This window comes from Gracilibacillus marinus (assembly GCF_042651725.1).
Classification (GTDB): domain Bacteria; phylum Bacillota; class Bacilli; order Bacillales; family Amphibacillaceae; genus Gracilibacillus; species Gracilibacillus marinus.
The window spans coordinates 507,039-526,647 of sequence record NZ_JBHSDV010000001.1; the positions used below are offsets into that span (position 1 = coordinate 507,039).

Genomic DNA, 19,609 nt, shown 5'->3' on the forward strand with positions numbered 1-19,609 from the left:
AGCACAAAATTAAACACAATTTTCTACACGATAAGGAGAGGGGTTAAGTTATGAAAAAGAGATTTTGGTTATCTGTAGTTTTTGCAATACTTGTCATATCTTTAATAGCATGTAGTAGTGACGATACAACAGAAGAAAAAGATGGTAATGAGGATACTGGATCAGCAGATGTTGCTGTAAATAAAGAGGGATATCCGATTGTGGATGAAGAGATTACATTATCTCTTATGGCACCTGGTACTGGTCTTGCGGACTGGGAAGATATGCCGACATTACAGCAGTATTCTGAAAAGACAAATATCAATTTTGAATACGATACACCGCCTTTAAGTGATTTCCAAACAAAATTGAACTTAGCTTTTGCTAGTGGCGATATAGCAGATATTATCTTTGGTGCAGGAACAGCAGATTTAACACCAGGGATGGAAGTAGATTATGGTCAACAAGGTGTGTTACTACCTTTAGAAGATTTAATTGATGAGTATGCACCGAATTTCAAAGCATTGATGGAAGAAAATCCTGAAATTGAGAGATCTATTACAACAACAGATGGGCACATTTATGCATTACCTGCGATTAACCAACACCCAACAGCAGCATGGCCAGCAGGTCCAATGTGGTATAACGGTGCATGGTTAGATGCATTAGGTGTAGAAGAATTACCGAAGACAACAGATGAATTATATGACTTATTAGTACGTTTTAGAGATGAAGATCCAAATGGGAATGGAGAAGCAGATGAAATTCCTTTGGTAGATGTACAAATGAACAGTACGAGAAGATGGTTCTTAGCAGCATTCGGTATGAAAGAATGGGGAATTGAAGAAGTAGATGGTACCGTTCGTTATGCACCAGCTTCAGAAAACTATAAAGAATATTTAACGTATATGAACAAACTGTATTCTGAAAAGTTACTTGATCAAGAAACATTCTCTCAAGCAGATGAGCAGAAAAAAGCAAAAGGACAACAAAATAGACTAGGATTATTCCCTGATTGGTTCTCCTTCTTCACAACAGGACAAACAGAAGAAGAAGCATTAAATAATCCAATGTTCCACCCATTAACAAGTGATGTATCTCCTGAAATTGTTTTACCAGGTAACCCTGGTATTAGTAGAGGTGCTTTTGCATTAACTTCTAATAATGAACATCCAGAAGCATCTATTCGTTGGATCGATTACTTGTATTCACAAGAAGGACGCGATTTCTTTGACCAAGGGCCTGAAGGGTATCTATGGGAAGAAGGCGAAGATGGCATGAGAGTATTTAAAGAAGTGCCAGAAGAATTTGAAAGTAGTGAAGATTATCGTGGTTCATTGACACCAGCATATGGTATTACAACTCCAATGTTAGTTGATTTAGTTGAAAATGCACCGAGATCAGATTTTGACTTGTTTATTGAAGAGGAAACAAAAGCAAAAGTAGATCCATACGCAGAAACAGCTTATCCATTAGTGTACTTAACTGATGAAGAGCAAGAAGAAATCAACACAATTGAAGTAGATTTAGAGTCTTATGTAGAACAAATGGAAGCAAAATTTATCACAGGTGTAGAACCATTAACAAACTGGGATAATTATATTGAAACAATCGAGAAAATGAACATTGATCGTTATGTAGAAATTTACCAAGAAGCATATGATCGTTGGGCAAGTAATTAATGAAGTGAGGGAAACTCCCATCACAATGAATTGAAGACACCTATAACACTATTAATGGCTCGTTATGTACATCATTTACTGAAGTATAATGACGAGCCATTGATACATTATCTCTTCCATAAGGAGAATGGACTATGTTTTTAACGGAAAAAAAATTAAACGCAAGAATACAAGAAGTAGAAAAATACAGATACAGAGATGTCATTCTATTAAATGAATGGACATATACAGAAGATGAGCAAGGTGAAATTGGTACATACCCGCAAGAATGGAATGAAAATAGTAAAGTAATTACACTAGGTGATCATTGGTCAGGTAGAGATTTATATGTATGGTTATCAAAAGAAGTAACGATTCCAAATGAATGGAAAAATAAAAAAATTGTTGCAAGATTTGACTTTGGAGATACAGGCGCTGGGAACAACTCAGGGTTTGAATCACTATTATTTTTGAATAATCATCCATACCAAGGTGTGGATTCTAATCATAAAGAAGTATTTTTGACATGTGACGAGGTTTCTCATCAAGTGAAATTTGATTTGCGCTTATGGTCAGGTTTAGAAGGTGGAGGCAAACCGCAAGCACAACACTACCGATTTAAGCATGCAAGCATTGGCTACTTAGATGAAATTGTCGATGGTTTTTATTTTGATGCAAAGGTGATGTTAGAAACAATCCAACACCTTAAAGAAACACAAACAGAGAAACAACAATTGACACAGATTCTGAATAAAGCAATCCAATACGTGAATTGGTTAGATCCAGGCTCAGAGTCATTCTATCAATCAATCTATGAAGCAAGCGAGTATTTAACGACACAGATGAATACACTTGAAAAACATAGTGAGGTTATTTTTCACTGTATTGGTCATACACACATTGATGTAGCATGGCTATGGCGCCTAAAGCATACAAGAGAAAAGTCTGCAAGGTCGTTCAGTACGGTACTTCGATTAATGGAGCAGTATCCGGAGTATTTATTTTTACAGAGTCAACCGCAATTATACGATTATATCAAAACAGACTATCCGGATATTTATGAAAAAATAAAGCAAAAAGTACATGAAGGACAATGGGAAGTAGAAGGTGGCATGTGGGTAGAAGCGGATTGTAATATTCCGTCAGGTGAGTCACTTGTCAGACAATTACTACTAGGTACACGATTCTTTCAAAAAGAATTTAACAAAAAGAATGAAATTTTATGGTTACCAGATGTATTTGGCTATAGTTGGGCATTGCCACAAATATTACGTAAATCAGGCTTCACTTCTTTTATGACGACGAAGATTAGCTGGAATCAATTTAATCGTATGCCACACGATACGTTCCATTGGAAAGGAATCGATGGCAGTGAGATACTAACACATTTTATTACAACAACAGAACCATGGCCTGAGTCTACCTACTATACGTACAATGGCTACATGCAACCAAATATATTGCTAGACTCTTGGGAAGCATACAAAGATAAGGCTGTAAATAAAGATTTACTATTAGCATACGGATATGGTGATGGTGGTGGTGGCGTCAATCGAGATATGTTAGAAGTAAGGAAACGTATGGATCAATTGCCTGCATTGCCACAAGCAAAACCAGCAACAATTAGTAGTTATTTCGAGAAGTTACGTAAAACGATTGCAGAGACAGAAGAATATGTGCACACATGGGATGGAGAGTTATACTTAGAATTCCACCGTGGAACATACACATCACAAGCATTTATGAAGAAATTCAATCGAAAACTAGAATTAAGCTATCGTGAAAGTGAATGGTTCCATAGTCTCGTAGCATTAGAGAATGGTTTCTCGGACTATCCAACAGCATCGTTGACAGATGGATGGAAAGTAATTTTGCGAAATCAATTCCATGACATTATTCCAGGTTCTTCTATTAAAGAAGTATATGACGATGCAAAAGTAGAATATGAAGAAGCGGAACAAATTGTCACAGATTTAACAGAAGAAGCATTAAAAGTATTGAATAAGAAGGAAGACAACAAGTATACAGTCATCAATAGTTCTTCATGGGAGCGTAATGATTGGGCATTTATTCCAAATGAATTGGATGGCAATTGGCTAGATGAAGTAGGAAATGTTGTCCAATCACAAGAAGCTATTGATGGTGTGTATGTATATGTAGAAGGTATACCAGCATTAGGTGCGAAAACCATTTATCGAGAAAAAGATAAAGTAGAAGAAGATACATCACTATTCCAAATAGGAGAGAACAATATAAGCTCGCCGCTCTATACAATTACATGGAATGAAAGTGGACAATTAACAAGTATATGGGATAAAAAGGCCGATAGAGAAGTGCTTCAAAAAGGCCAAGTAGGCAATGATTTGCAAATTTTTGAAGATAAACCATTAATGTTTGACGCATGGGACATTGATATTTTCTATCAAGAGAAGATGGAACATGTCAATCAATTAGTGGAAGTGTCTTGTATCGAGATTGGCGACTTATTTGCGAAAGTACAGTTTAAGTGGCGTTATGGGAAGTCAACAATCAATCAGAATATGGTGTTATACACAGAGAATCCACGGATTGATTTTGAAACACATGTAGATTGGCAAGAAAGACAACGTTTACTGAAGGTTGCTTTTCCTGTAGATATTCGAACAACAGAAGCAACCTATGACATCCAATATGGCAATGTAAAGCGTCCGACACACTGGAATACAAGTTGGGACTATGCACGATTTGAGACAGTTGGCCATAAGTGGGCAGATATTTCTGAAGAAGGCTATGGTGTAAGTCTATTGAATGATAGTAAATATGGTTATGACATAAAAGAAAGCACCATGCGATTATCGTTATTAAAGTCACCAATTTATCCAGATCCAGAAGCAGACCTTGGTGAGCAACGATTCACCTATTCATTATTACCACATACAGGTGATTGGCGTGAAGCGAATGTGCATCCATTAGCATATAACTTAAATGCACCATTACGTGTAACAAAAGGTATTTGTACAAATGTTAAAGAGCCATTATTACAATTCGATGCACCGAATATAGAAATCGATGCATTCAAAAAAGCAGAAGATGCGGATGCAATTATTGTACGATTCCATGAATTTCACGGGAAAAGAGGCAAGGTATCCTTTACAAGTAATAAGCCAATTACTTCATGGACGGAATGTGATTTGATGGAGAATCCAATTACAGAAGAAGAACAAACAGATGCAATAGAGTTATACGCGAAACCATATGAAATAAAAACAATTCGAATAAAATATTAATTGTCAACATGGGGGATTTAATAACATGAGTAACCAAAAGAAAACAATTCATATTATTTCACATACACATTGGGACAGGGAATGGTATTTACCATATGAAAAGCATCATTATTTATTAATTGAGTTTATGGATCAATTAATCGATACATTAGACAATGATCCACAATTTAAGAGTTTTCATCTAGATGGTCAGACAATTATTTTAGACGATTATTTGCAAGTAAGACCAGAGAAGAAAGATAAAATCAAGCAATTGATTGAAGATGGAAGAATCCATGTTGGACCATGGTATGTACTTCAAGATGAATTCTTGACAAGTAGTGAATCTAACATTCGAAATTTGCAATATGGAATGAAGGATGCAGCTAAATGGGGGAATGTATCCAAAATTGGATATTTCCCTGACTCTTTTGGCAATATGGGCCAAGCGCCACAGATTCTTGCACAAGCTGGGATTAAGCATGCGGCATTTGGTCGAGGTGTGAAGCCAACAGGTTTCAATAACCTTGTAAGTGAAGCAGCCAGTTATGAATCACCATATTCTGAGATGAGATGGCAAGCACCAGATGGATCTGAAGTTACTGGAATACTTTTTGCTAATTGGTATTGTAATGGTAATGAAATCCCAGTGGAGAAGGATGCAGCGAAAAAGTATTGGGATGGTCATATTGAAGCAATGGAAACATATGCAGCCTCTAATCACTTATTAATGTTGAATGGTTGTGATCACCAGCCAGTCCAAACAGACTTGTCAGCTGCAATTCAAGTCGCTGAGGAATTGTATCCAGAGTATAGGTTTGTCCACTCGAATTTTAACGAATATGTAGAAGCATTGGATGATCAATTATCTACACAAGATTTAAAAGAAGTGAAAGGTGAACTAAGAAGCCAGCATACGGACGGTTGGGGTACATTGGTTAACACAGCATCTTCTCGTGTGTACTTGAAACAGATGAATCAAGAAGTACAGACATTATTAGAGAAAGAAGTCGAGCCATTAGCTACTTTTGGTTATCTACTAGGAGAGAAGTATGACAAAGACATATTGGAATATGCTTGGAAGACATTAATGCAAAATCATCCACATGATAGTATTTGTGGTTGTAGCGTGGATGAAGTGCATCGTGAAATGGTTACACGATTCGAGAAGAGTAAGCATATGGCAGAAAGTTATAAACAAGAAACTTTAAAAAAGCTAGGTGCAAAGATTGATAGTTCAGTATTTACAAATTATGGGGAGAATGTATTGCCATTTGTGGTTTTTAATACAACAGGTAGGGATAAAACAGGTGTAGTAACTATGGAAGTTGATTTTACTAAATCCTACTTTGCAGATGGTGTGAATCGTAAGGCAATCGAGAACTTTTCGTTAGAAGAGTATTGCTTAGTTGATGCGGATGGTAAGGAATATGCGTACCAATTAGAAGATGTAGAAGTAGTGTTCGATTATGATTTACCAAAGCATCAATTCAGACAGCCATATTTAGCAAAACGAGCAAAAGTGACATTTGAAGCGATGGACATCCCTGCACTGAGTCATGCTACATTTGCCTTTGTGATGACTAAAAAGAAGGAAGTAGCAGAAGAGAAAATAGCAACAGAACAAAACGTTATGGAAAATCAAAAATTACGAGTAGAGATTCAAGATAACGGTTCTTTAACCATTTTAGACAAAGAGACCAATGAGTCATTTACTAATTTATTATTATATGAAGATACTGGGGATATTGGTAATGAATATATGTATAAAGGTGCGAATGATGACTTACCAATTACAACAGAAAATGTAGCTGCTCAAATTGAACTTATCGAGAATACATCTTTCCGCGCTACGTATTTGATTACACATCAATTTGAAATACCAGAAAGCGCTGAAGCATTATTAGATAAAGAACAAAAAGAATTAGTATGGTTTACCGCACGACAAGCCAAACGTGCGAAGAAAACGGTCTTGTTTACAATCCAGACAAAAGTGAGTTTGGATCGAAATGGTACAGGAGTGGAAGTAGACGTTCAATATGAGAATCATGCGAAAGACCATCGTTTACGTGTATTGTTTCCAACACAGATTCAGTCAAATGCCCATGAAGCAGATGCGATTTTTGAAGTGGCAACACGTCCGAATCAACCAGCAAAGGAATGGACAAATCCGGATTATTCACAGCATCAACAAGCATTTGTTAGCATGCATGACGAGAATAGAGGATTATTAATTGCGAACAAGGGATTAAATGAATATGAAGTGTTACGAGATGATGCGAATACAATTGCAATCACATTGCTACGTGCAACAGGGGAATTGGGAGATTGGGGTTACTTCCCTACACCTGAAGCACAATGCTTAGGCAAGCAGACTGCTTCATTTAAGATTTATCCGTATCGCGGAGAAGCATGTAAGACATCTGTATATCAACAAGCATATCAATATCAAGTACCATTTTCTACAATACAAATTCCTGTTCAAAATGGGGAAGTTGCTTGTGATTATCAATATGTATCTTATATGACCACAGATAATATTGTGCAGTCATCTTTAAAAGTTGGGACAAAAACAGATGATATTTTTCTACGTTTCTTTAATGTGACTGATGAGAAGGAAATAATTGAAATGGCTCCACAGCCGTTTATTGAAGTAATCTATGAAAGTAATGTAATCGAAGAAAAAGTAAAGATGTTTTTGAATACTAACAAGATAGATTTGCAAAAATATGAAATTAAATCAATTGGATGCATTCCGAATAGAAAGAAGGAATCATGATGGCACAAGTAATCACTCCAGCAATCAAACAATTTATTGATAAAGTGAAACAACAGCTAGAATCAGAACCAAAACTTGTGGAAATGTTTGAACAGACATTTGTGAATACGTATGAAACGACGATTCGACCGCAAGAAGATGGCACGACATTTGTTATTACTGGTGATATACCAGCAATGTGGTTACGAGACTCCGCAGCACAAGTAAGACCATATCTTTTGTTAGCAGAGAATGACGCGGATATTGCAAAAATGATTAAAGGCGTCATTCAAAAACAGTTATTTTTTATAAATCATGATCCATATGCAAATGCGTTCAATGAATCAGCAAATGGAATGCGATACCACAATGATCAAACAGTTATGACTGATTGGATATGGGAACGAAAATATGAAATTGATTCATTGTGTTATCCGATTCAATTGGCATATTTGTATTGGAAAGCAACAGGAGATACGAGTCACTTTGATACTAGGTTTGAAGATGCAGTAAGAAATATACTACACGTATGGCGAACGGAACAGTATCATGATCAATCAGATTATCATTTCGTACGAGATAACTGCCCAGCCCAAGATACGTTGTCACATGATGGGTATGGGGCTCCTGTAGGATATACAGGAATGACGTGGAGTGGATTCAGACCAAGTGATGATGCTTGTAAGTATGGTTATTTAATTCCTGCGAATATGTTTGCGGTTGTTACATTAAACTATATCGTTGAAATTGCGGATGAGGTGTTACGTAATCAGAGAATTTCAGAAGACGCATCCCAATTAGCAGCAGAAATAGAACTTGGAATTAAACAATATGGGATTGTAGAACACCCAGTGTATGGGGAAATTTACGCATATGAAACAGATGGTTTGGGGAATTATGTATTGATGGATGACGCGAATGTACCGAGTCTTCTTTCTATGCCATATTTAGGCTATTGCAGATTTGATGATCCTATTTACTTAAACACACGAAAGTTCATTTTGAGTGAGGAGAATCCTTATTACTATGAAGGTAAAGTAGCAAAAGGGATTGGTAGTCCACACACACCTGACCAATACATTTGGCATATCGCACTTGCAATTCAAGGATTAACTTCCATTGAAGAAGATGAAAAGCAATATATTACGACATTATTTAAACAAACAGATGCAGGATTGAACTTAATGCATGAAGGCTTTCATGTAGATGATCCAAGTCAGTTTACTAGACCATGGTTCTCATGGGCCAATTCTATGTTTAGTGAATTTCTATTAAGTAGAATTGGACTCATTGTGCCAGGAAGTCCCTTGTATTTACATGAAGTGGAGAAAGGGAGGTAATGGCTAATGAGTGATGAGCAAATAGTAGAACAAGGTGTGCATAACTATTCATCTGAAAAGAATTGGTTGGAACCAAAAGAAGAGATTTTAAAAGAACGATTAGAATGGTTTAAAGATCAAAAGCTAGCATTGATGATGCATTGGGGGCCATATTCTCAAATAGGATTGGTTGAATCATGGGCGTTAAGTGATGAAGATGGAGACTGGTCGCGAGATGATGTGGATTGGACAGAAGATATGGAAGAATTCAAAAGAGAATACTGGAATTTGAACAAAACCTTTAATCCAATCCGATTCCAACCAGATAAATGGGCAGAACTCGCACAGTATGCTGGATGTAACTATCTTATCTTTACGACAAAACACCATGATGGCTTCTCAATGTGGGATACGAATGAAACAGAATACAAAATTACAGGGAAAGATTGTCCCTTTCACCAACATAAATATGCAGACATAACAAGAAATGTATTTGATGCATTTCGAGCAAAAGGGATTGGAATTGCAGCTTACTTCTCCAAAGCAGATTGGCATACACCATATTATTGGGCACCTGGAATGGAACGTGGGAATCATATGTGGCGTGGTCCATCGTATGACCGAGATAAATACCCGTATATGTGGGAGAAATTTATTTCTTTCACACATAATCAAATACTGGAGTTAATGACGAAATACGGGAAAATAGATATTCTTTGGTTAGATGCAGGCTGGGTAGGAAAGCGCAATCAAGACATTCGTCTAGGTGAAGTAGTAGAGAAAGCACGCCAACACCAGCCTTGGTTACTCACTGCAGACCGGACAGTAGGTGGATTGTATGAGAATTATATTACACCAGAGCAAACTATACCAGATCATCCAATACATGTACCTTGGGAAAGTTGTATTACGATTGCTACCTCCTTTGCATTTAAATATGAAGATGAATATAAATCATTGCGTGAGATTATTCATACATTTATCGAAATCGTTGCAAAGGGTGGTAATCTAGCTTTGAATGTGCCACCGCAACCTGATGGTAGATTACCTAGACAAGCAATCGAACTGCTCCAAGGTTTAGGAGACTTTACACAAGCATTTGGAGAAGCTATTTATGGAACACGTATGATTGCACCATATTTTCAAAACAATGTAGCCTTTACACAGAAGGATAATACTATTTATTGTTTCCAATTATACGATGAGAGAGACAACAAATATAAAGAGACAACAAAATTCATCCCAGTTGCAGAAGAAATTGCACAAGTAGAATGGTTAGGTATGGATACAATGTTGTCATTTGAGAAACTTGATCATGGCATTCAATTACATTTACCAGAATCAACAGAAACAGAAGTTCCAATCGCACATGTATTTAAAATGGTAAAAAAATGAGGATGTTTGTAGAGGGGTGATTGGTAATGATCGCACAACAAGTCGAACAATTACTAAAGAAAATGACTCTAAAAGAAAAAGTGGGTCAGTTAAATCAAAAATTATATGGATGGCAAGTGTACAAAAGAAATGGTGATACGTATGAACTAACAGATATGTTTAAACAACATGTCGAAGAATTCCAAGGGGTTGGAGCATTATACGGGTTATTTCGTGCAGATCCTTGGTCTGGGGTCCATTTTGGGAATGGTATTCCTGTCGAGGATAGCCTCATTGTCACTAATTTAGTACAGCAATATGTAAAAGAAAATACGAGATTGGGCATACCTGTTTTGTTCTCAGAAGAATGTCCACATGGGCATCAAGCATTAGATAGTACTGTGTTCCCGACAAATATCGGCGCGGGTGCAACGTGGAATCCAGAATTGCAAAGAAAAGTATCAGAATATGTATCAACGGAATTAAAAGAAAAAGGTGTCCATCTCGGGTTAGTATCTACATTAGATATTGCTAGAGACCCGAGATGGGGTCGTACAGAAGAATGCTTTAGTGAAGACCCTTATTTATCAGCACGCATGACAGAAGCTGTTGTAAAAGGAATGCAAGGAGAGAAGGAAGATAAGAAGGAAGTCATCGCAGTATTAAAACATTTTGCTGCACAAGGTTCAGCGGTTGGTGGTCATAATGCTGGTCCTGCTTTAATTGGAGAACGAGAATTAAGAGAAATTCATATTCCTGCTATGAAAGCTGGAATCGAAGCTGGTGCTTTAGCTTGTATGGCAGCATATAACGAAATTGACGGAGTACCATGCCATGCAAATTCCTTTTTGTTAACAAAATTGTTACGAGAGGAACTTGGATTTGAAGGATTTGTTATGGCGGACGGTGTTGCATTAGAGCGTCTACTTCACCTCACTGGAGATAAGGAGTTAGCAGCAAAATATGCGCTAGAGGCTGGTGTGGATTTAAGTCTATGGGATGATATTTATACACAAATCGAGTCAGCTGTTGCAAATGGCGTCATCAAAGAAGAGACAGTGGACATCGCTGTAAGTAGAATATTATCAATCAAATATATGTTAGGTCTGTTTTCAAATGAGAAGGAAACGACTAATCAGATTAAGGCAGATAGAGAAGAAGGAAAAGAATTAAATCTAGCTGTTGCAAGAGAATCTATTACTCTTTTAAAAAATAAGGATAGTATTCTACCATTGTCAAAACAGAAACAAACGATAGCAGTTATTGGACCTAATGCAGACAATGTCTATAATTTACTCGGTGATTATACCCCGCCACAACGCGAGGGAGCTGTAGTTACGATTAAAGAAGGAATTGTGGATATTGCCGGACGAGATGCCGATGTGCTTTATACAAAAGGATGCGACCTTCGTACAACAGACAAATCTGGTTTTGATCGTGCAAAAGAAATAGCAGAAGAAGCAGATGTGGTTGTTGTGGCACTTGGCGGGTCTAGTGCAAGAGAGTTTGGGATGACCTTTCACGCAAATGGTGCTGTCGTAAATACAGGAAATGCAGAAATGGATAGTGGAGAGAATATTGATGTACTTGATCTTGACTTAGGTGGCGTCCAAGAAGACTTAGTGAAAGAACTAGCAGCTATTGGCAAACCTATGATTGGTGTTTTCATTCAAGGAAGACCACATAGTCTTGCGAATATAGAAGAAGATTTAGACGCGATATTGATTGGCTGGTATCCAGGGCAACAAGGTGGAAGAGCGATTGCAGAAATTCTTTTTGGTGAAGTGAATCCAAGTGGAAGATTACCAATTTCCATTCCTTCACATACAGGACAATTACCTGTGTATTACAACTACAAAGACAGTGGGGGCATGCGAGATTATTATGATGGAGTAGGTGAAGCAATGTATCCTTTCGGGTATGGACTTTCTTATTCCACATTCGATTATCAATTTGATTTAGACGAACCGATACATACTACGAAAGAAAAGTTACGCAATGGAGAAAAAGTAAAGGTAGAAGTACAAGTGACAAATGAAGGACCATATGACGGGAATGTTGTCATGCAATTATATTGTAGAGATGTACAATCATCTGTTACACAACGAATCAAAGAATTAAAAGATTTCCAAAAAGTTTGGTTACATGCAGGGGAGACGAAACATATCTCGCTCACATTAGACGAACAAGATTTAGCAATATGGAATATTCGTATGGAACAAGTATTAGAAAAAGGTACGGTAATACTGATGGTTGGAGATTCACCTGATAAATTAATAGAAAAAGAATTACTAATAGACTGAGTGGGGGGATACAAATGCAAAGGATTCATCGTTTCATCCGACAACTAAGAATGTATCAATACGAAGATATCACTCCAATTAATCAATGGGATGCAGATATTTATCGATATGAAGATGTGGAGACATATCATTTTCTTCACAAAAAAGAAGTAGCGATAGGAGAACATCTAATTGATTCTGGAGAGACTGCTTTTCTAAATGCAACGATTTCATTACCACATATAGAGAATGGGGATGTTGTTGGCCTTGTATTCCAAGCATCAGGTCCTGGCGGGCAATTCTCACATTATGAAGCGTTATTGTCGATTAATGATGAACCAGTACAAGGATTTGATCGAAATCGTTCTTTTTATGCATTTTCAGAATCTATCAAGAATGAAGACAAGCTACACATTCATTTGGAATTGTTTAATCCTGTTGGAATTCCAGAAGACCATTTACGAGGTTTTAACCAAGTTGCAGGTGCAGAAACCAATCCACCTCCAATCTATTTGAACGCTAGTAAAATTGTCAAGGTACGTAAAGAAATAGAATCGTTATTATATACAGTGCAAACAGCGACACAGACACTTGATTTGTTACAGAAAGAATCTACTTCTTCTAATAAGTTGTATGCCGTATTAGAAGAAGTTGCAGATGCTTTTCGAATCATTACAAATGTTGATGACATTGATCATTCGTTTATTCAACAACAAGAATCTTTTATTCAAGAAACACTGAACAAGATTGCAGGATACAGAGAAGGAACAATCAAAGCAATCGGACAATCACACATTGACGTTGCATGGTTATGGCCATTAAAAGAAACCATTAGAAAGACATCGCGAACATTTTCGACTGCTAGTACACTTTTGGATGAATACGAAGAATTTGAATATGCTCAAAGTCAACCGCAATTATTCGAATATGTGAAGAAGCATTATCCAAAAGTATTCGAAAGAGTAAAAAAACAAGTAGAAAAAGGTCGAATGGAAATTATCGGTGGGATGTGGGTAGAGCCTGATTTGAATATTCCTTCAGGTGAATCTTTAGTCAGACAATTGTTGTTTGGAAAAGCATATTTCGAGCAAGAATTTGGACAGAAGCCTCGTGTTGAGTGGTTGCCAGATACATTTGGTTACTGTGCTTCTTTACCACAAATTCTTAAAAAAGCGGAAATCGATTATTTTATGACAACAAAATTGAACTGGAATGATACGAATCGTTTCCCATATGATTTATTCCATTGGGAAGGAATCGACGGAACAAAAATCTTGTCCTATTTACACACGATATTAGGTCAACAAACCACACCTAAAGATATAAAAGAAACATGGGATGACTTTAATCAGAAGAAAGAATATGACGAGCGAATGCTTGTTTATGGATATGGCGACGGTGGTGGTGGTGTCACACGTGAAATGATTGAGTCATTGAAGCGTTCGAAGTCATTACCTGGCTTACCTGATGTGACATTCAGTAAAGTTCATGATTTCTTTGATCGTGTACATGAGAAAAATCCTACTTTACCTAAATGGTATGGCGATTTATATCTAGAACTGCATCGAGGAACATATACGACACATGCTAAAACTAAGAAATACAATCGTATGGTAGAGCATCTATTTCGCAATTTAGAAATCTGGCATTCCTTTGCACATATGTATTTGGGTGAATCTTATCCACAAGAGAAGATTAATGCATTGTGGAAGCTCATTATGTTGAATCAGTTTCATGACATTGTTCCAGGTACGGCAATTGAACCAGTTTATACACTTTCACAGAAGCAATACGAAAAGGTGTTAACTGACGGAGAAGCTTTACGTGAGGAAGCACTCACGAAGATTGTTTCAACAATTCATACAGAAGGACCAGGAGAACCGTATGTTGTGTTTAATAGTCTTGGATGGAAGCGTGATCGCTTGTTTACACTTAAAGGAAGCCAAGATTTAAGAAGTAAAACGATTGTAGACGAGAACGGTAATCCATATCCGACTGATTGTATTCAAATCAGCGATACAGAAGTAGAATTACATGCACATATCCCTGAAGTACCATCATTTGGTTTCCGAACGGTTTGGTTAAAAGATAGTGCACCACATACGATAGCAACACAAGAAGAGTTTATAAGAGAATGGGAGACACCTCATTATCATGTAATCTTTAATGAAGATGGATTTATCTCGAGTCTATATGATAAAGAAGCAAATCGAGAAGTGATTGCTGAAGGCGAGCTAGCGAATGAATTTCAATTGTTTGAAGACTTGCCGACAGATTGGGATGCATGGGATGTTGATCCGCATTTCGCTACTCAACGTATCAAGAATCTTCAGTTTAAAGGTGCGAAAGTAGACTATAAGGGAACATGTAGTGATCAATTAACATTCCAATGGCAAGTGAATGATTCTACAATTGAACAACAAATTGTTTTTAATCATCTGTCTAAATTAATTGACTTTCGTACAAAAGTCGATTGGAAGGAAGAACATAAATTATTAAAAGTTGCATTTCCAGTAAATATACTTGCTTCTCAAGCAACATACGAAATTCCTTTTGGTACGATTGCACGTCCAACGCACAACAATACATCATGGGAACAAGCACAATTTGAAGTGTGTGGCCAGAAATGGGCAGATATCTCTGAGGGCAATTATGGTGTGAGTCTTTTAAATGATAGTAAATATGGATATGACATTAAAGGAAGAACGATTCGCTTATCTTTATTGCGTGCACCGAAATGGCCTGATGTAACGGCAGATATCCACACACATGAATTCGTTTATTCCTTATATCCACATAAAGGAGATTGGAGAGAAGCACATACTGTTCGTACAGGACATGAAATCAATACAAATGATCCGATTGTTAAAGCAGAGAAACATGCAGGCGAACTTCCAACAGTACATTCTTTTGTAAAAATGGAAAGTAAAAGTGTTGTCTTAGATACAATTAAATGTGCAGAAAGTGGAGAAGGTATGATTGTTAGACTATATGAAGCAGAAGGAAGCGAAACACCTTTCGAATTATCTATAGATGATAAATTAGTGTATGAGGAAACAAATTTATTAGAGAAGCCGATGGACACTTGGAAAGCGACAGGCTGTGTGAATAAAAAATTAAAACCATATGAAATTATGACATTACATGTAACAAAGACTTAGGGGGTGAGCATATATGAAGATTTGTCTGATTGGTAGTGAAAAGAATAGTAAATTACATGCGTTATATTTGCAGACATTACCAGGAGTGGAAGTCGAGACAATTGTTGTAGAGACACAACAAGATATACAGTCTATTCATCTAGCAACAGATATAGATTTCATCGATCTCTGTGTGGAGGAAGAACAATTAGAAGATACGTTAAAAAAGATAGGTAAAGGTGATAAAATTCTGCTCACAGAAGAGATAAGTCAAAGTAATTTCTTGAAAAATACGATAATGAAAAATAGCATGATTCGCTTTTCTACTAAAATGATGGCATTACCAGAATTGAAGAGTTTAGGGGAACAAGTAAGGCAGAGTAAATTAGGAAAGTTAGGTGTTCAAACGATTTCTCTAAAGAGTCAACAACATGTACCAGTCTATCAATCATTTTCCTATTCAGAGATTAGTTTATTACATTGGGTTGTTGCAACATTGGGTAATTTTCAATCCGTCTATGCGATGGAACAAAATCAGCGTTATCTCACAGTACAGATTCGGATGGAAGACGGAAGTTATGTTCACTTTGAATGTGCAAGAGAATTTGGTATAGATGAGCTTAGTATAGAACTGACAGGATTAGAAGGTATGCTTTCCTATCATGATAGGGAAGCAACGCCACTTCGATTAACAAATAATCAAGGGGAAGAAAGTGCTTTTCGTCCATATGGTGAACCCATTTTAAAGAGACAATTAGCAGATGCCTTGTACATTCAAGCGAATGGGGAGCCTTTTGCTAATATACAAGAATGGATGAATACATTCGAGCTAATTGATGCTATTTCACAATCGATTGTGAAAGGAAAGCAACAATTCAATCGTGGGAGGTGTGACGCATGAAAATAGGAATCATTAGTTTTGCACATATGCATGCATTAAGTTATGCACGTGCATTACAAAAGAATAGCGAATGTGAACTGACTTGTATTTGGGACAATAATACGGAGCGTGGCGAGGAAATGGCTACTACATTTCAAACAACGTATTATGACAATCTAGAAGAAATGTTACGAACAGATATTGATGCAGTGATTGTGTGTTCAGAAAATGTTTATCACAAAGAGCACGTATTACTTGCTGCAAAAGCAAAGAAACATATCTTATGTGAGAAACCAATTGCAACAGAGATTAGAGATGCTGAAGAAATGATTGCAGCATGTGAGGAGAACAATGTCTTGTTACAAGTTGCATTTCCTGTTCGATTTGCTCCACCAATCCAAGAGATGAAGCGGATTATTGAGGAGAAGGCACTTGGAAATATCCTTGCAATTCGAACAACCAATCATGGACAAATGCCTGGCGGTTGGTTTGTTGATCCTAACTTATCTGGTGGTGGCTGCGCGACAGACCATATTGTGCATATTGTAGATGTTTTACGATGGGTGTTACAAGATGAAGTGAAGGACGTCTCTGCATCTTTTGATACAAGATTTTACGATATTCCAGTAGAGGATTGCGGCTTAGTCTCCTTAACATTAGAGTCAGGCATACTTGTCACAATAGATCCGAGTTGGTCAAGGCCTAAAACATTTCCGACATGGGGAGATGTCACATTAGAGTTCTTCGGAGAGAGCGGATCACTAAAGGTAGATGCCTTTAAACAACATCTTACTTACTATAATGATATCAATCAGAAAATAGAAGACATTGTCTATATTGATGACATGGATGAAGGATTGATTAATGATTTTGTTACATGTGTGAAGCAAAATAAGCAACCTTTTATCACAGGCGAAGACGGAAAGAAAACATTAGAAGTAGTAAAGGCTTGTTACAAATCTAATCAATTAAAAGATAGAGTGTCTGTACTGTAACAATAATGAGGAGGGAAAACGGTGAAATTAGGAATGAGTTCATATAGCTTAGCAAATGCAATCCATTCTGGTGAAATGAGCGTTTTGGATGTGATGGATTGGACCAAAGCGCAAGGTGGCGAGCATATAGAAATTGTACCGATTGGCTATACATTAACAGATAATCCAACATTGGTACAAGACATTGTAAAGAAATCAAAAGAACTTGATTTACATCTATCTAATTACGCGATTGGCGCAGATTTCTTAAATGGAAATAAAGAAGCATTTCAACAAGAAATAGATCGAGTAAAGAAAGAAGTAGATATTGCTAATGCATTAGGTGTCAAGAAAATGCGCCATGATATTTCTTTTAAACCGCCAAGTGAAGCAAGTATCGAACAATTTGATCAGGATCTAGCTCAAATGGTAGAAGCATGTCAAGAGATAGCTGATTATGCGAAACAATACGATATTACAACAAGTATTGAGAATCATGGTTTTTATGTACAAGGAAGTGATCGTGTCCGTTTGATTATTAAGAAAGTCAACAGGTCTAACTTTGGACTTACGTTAGACACTGGTAATTTTCTATGTGTGGATGAAGATCCTCTTTGTGCGATAAAGAAATGTTTGGATTTTACGACGATGCTTCACGTGAAGGATTTTTATATTCGAGAAGCTACTTCTTCCCCAGGAAAAGGTTGGTTTACAACAACTGGTGGAAAATTCTTAAGAGGTGCTATGACTGGTCATGGAGACATTGACATAAAGGCAATTTTGCAATTGGTCAAAGAAAGCGGATATGACGGAGATGTATCGATAGAATTTGAAGGAATGGAAGTATGCCAACAAGCAAGTCAGATTTCATTAGAAAATGTTCAAAAAATTTTAGAACAATTATAGGAGGAATTCAGATGAGTACAATTAAAGTAGGTGTGATTGGATTAGGTTCAATCTCAGAAATGCATATTCAAGGCTATTTGAAGAACCCAGATGCAGAACTAATTGCTGTAACGGATATGAATGAAGAGAGAGCGAAAAAGAAAGCAGAAACATTAGGCATCAAGCATTATTATACAGATTACAAAGCAATGCTTGCAAATAAGGAAATCGATGCTGTGAGTATTTGTACATGGAACAATACACATGCAGAAATAGCGATTGCCGCATTAGAAGCAGGGAAGCATGTCTTAATAGAAAAACCACTTTGTAAAACAGTAGAGGAAGCAGTAGCAATCGAAACATGTGCGAAGAAATATCCAAATCAATTGTTACAAATCGGGTATGTGAGAAGATTTGGTACGAATACACAAGTATTAAAGCGATTTATTGACAATGGAGAGCTAGGAGAGATCTATTATTCGAAAGCATCTTGTTTAAGAGTATTAGGAAATCCTGGTGGCTGGTTTGCTGATCAAGAACGTTCAGGCGGTGGGCCTTTAATTGATATTGGTGTCCATGTAATTGATTTATGCTGGTATTTAATGGGCAAGCCTAAAGTGAAATCAGTTAGTGGAAATACGTATAACAAATTAGGGAATCGTTCGAATATCGAGTATAAATCATTCTATAAAGCAGCAGATTATGATGCAGATAAAAATACAGTAGAAGATTTGGCGAATGCGATTATTCGATTTGAAAATGGCGCATCTTTATTTGTTGATGTAAGTTTTGCTCTACATGCAAAAAAAGAAGAAGTTCGGGTAAGTTTACATGGTGACAAAGGTGGCGCGGAAATTGAGCCAGCATTAGAAATATACACAGAAAAAAATAACATTATGCTCAGTAGTACACCACAAATTGATCACACTACATTTGATTTTGAGAGCGGATTCCAAAATGAAGTAGATCATTTTATCGCATGTGCAAAAGGAAAGGAAGAGACGATTGCCCCTGTAGAAGATGGCGTGGAAATGATGAAAATTCTAACAGGTGTCTATGAATCGAGTAAACAGCAAGCAGAAATACATTTTGACTAAGGAAAGCGGAGGGAA

The 19,609-nt window shown here is 36.9% G+C and carries 11 protein-coding genes; all 11 read left to right on the plus strand.

Annotated features, from left to right (window positions below):
• Nucleotides 1-50 precede the first annotated feature (50 nt).
• Nucleotides 51-1,661, plus strand: a complete 1,611-nt coding sequence (locus ACFOZ1_RS02355) for an extracellular solute-binding protein (RefSeq protein ID WP_390195410.1) — start codon at nt 51-53, stop codon at nt 1,659-1,661.
• A gap of 134 nt (nt 1,662-1,795) precedes the next feature.
• Nucleotides 1,796-4,906, plus strand: a complete 3,111-nt coding sequence (locus tag ACFOZ1_RS02360) for an alpha-mannosidase (RefSeq protein WP_390195413.1) — start codon at nt 1,796-1,798, stop codon at nt 4,904-4,906.
• Nucleotides 4,907-4,931: 25 nt separating this feature from the next.
• Nucleotides 4,932-7,664 carry an alpha-mannosidase gene (locus ACFOZ1_RS02365; protein ID WP_390195416.1) on the plus strand — a complete coding sequence of 911 codons (2,733 nt, stop codon included), beginning with the start codon at nt 4,932-4,934 and terminating at the stop codon, nt 7,662-7,664.
• Nucleotides 7,664-8,983, plus strand: coding sequence for a glycoside hydrolase family 125 protein (locus tag ACFOZ1_RS02370; protein ID WP_390195419.1), 1,320 nt, complete (start codon nt 7,664-7,666; stop codon nt 8,981-8,983). The genes ACFOZ1_RS02365 and ACFOZ1_RS02370 overlap by 1 nt, the downstream gene beginning before the upstream one ends.
• A gap of 6 nt (nt 8,984-8,989) precedes the next feature.
• Nucleotides 8,990-10,357 carry an alpha-L-fucosidase gene (locus ACFOZ1_RS02375; protein WP_390195422.1) on the plus strand — a complete coding sequence of 456 codons (1,368 nt, stop codon included), beginning with the start codon at nt 8,990-8,992 and terminating at the stop codon, nt 10,355-10,357.
• 26 nt (nt 10,358-10,383) lie between these two features.
• The gene (locus ACFOZ1_RS02380; protein WP_390195425.1) at nt 10,384-12,639 is read left to right on the plus strand and encodes a glycoside hydrolase family 3 N-terminal domain-containing protein; all 2,256 of its coding nucleotides are present in this window, start codon (nt 10,384-10,386) and stop codon (nt 12,637-12,639) included.
• Nucleotides 12,640-12,653: 14 nt separating this feature from the next.
• Nucleotides 12,654-15,779 (plus strand): alpha-mannosidase, encoded by a 3,126-nt coding sequence (locus ACFOZ1_RS02385; protein WP_390195427.1) that lies wholly within the window; start codon nt 12,654-12,656, stop codon nt 15,777-15,779.
• A 13-nt stretch (nt 15,780-15,792) separates the two neighbouring features.
• Nucleotides 15,793-16,659: a hypothetical protein gene (locus tag ACFOZ1_RS02390; RefSeq protein ID WP_390195429.1), complete on the plus strand. Its 867-nt coding sequence runs from the start codon at nt 15,793-15,795 to the stop codon at nt 16,657-16,659.
• Nucleotides 16,656-17,633 (plus strand): Gfo/Idh/MocA family protein, encoded by a 978-nt coding sequence (locus tag ACFOZ1_RS02395; protein WP_390195432.1) that lies wholly within the window; start codon nt 16,656-16,658, stop codon nt 17,631-17,633. The genes ACFOZ1_RS02390 and ACFOZ1_RS02395 overlap by 4 nt, the downstream gene beginning before the upstream one ends.
• Nucleotides 17,634-17,654: 21 nt before the next feature.
• Nucleotides 17,655-18,518 (plus strand): sugar phosphate isomerase/epimerase family protein, encoded by an 864-nt coding sequence (locus ACFOZ1_RS02400; RefSeq protein WP_390195434.1) that lies wholly within the window; start codon nt 17,655-17,657, stop codon nt 18,516-18,518.
• Between the two features lie 11 nt (nt 18,519-18,529).
• The gene (locus ACFOZ1_RS02405) at nt 18,530-19,594 is read left to right on the plus strand and encodes a Gfo/Idh/MocA family protein (protein ID WP_390195436.1); all 1,065 of its coding nucleotides are present in this window, start codon (nt 18,530-18,532) and stop codon (nt 19,592-19,594) included.
• The last annotated feature ends 15 nt before the right edge of the window (nt 19,595-19,609 follow it).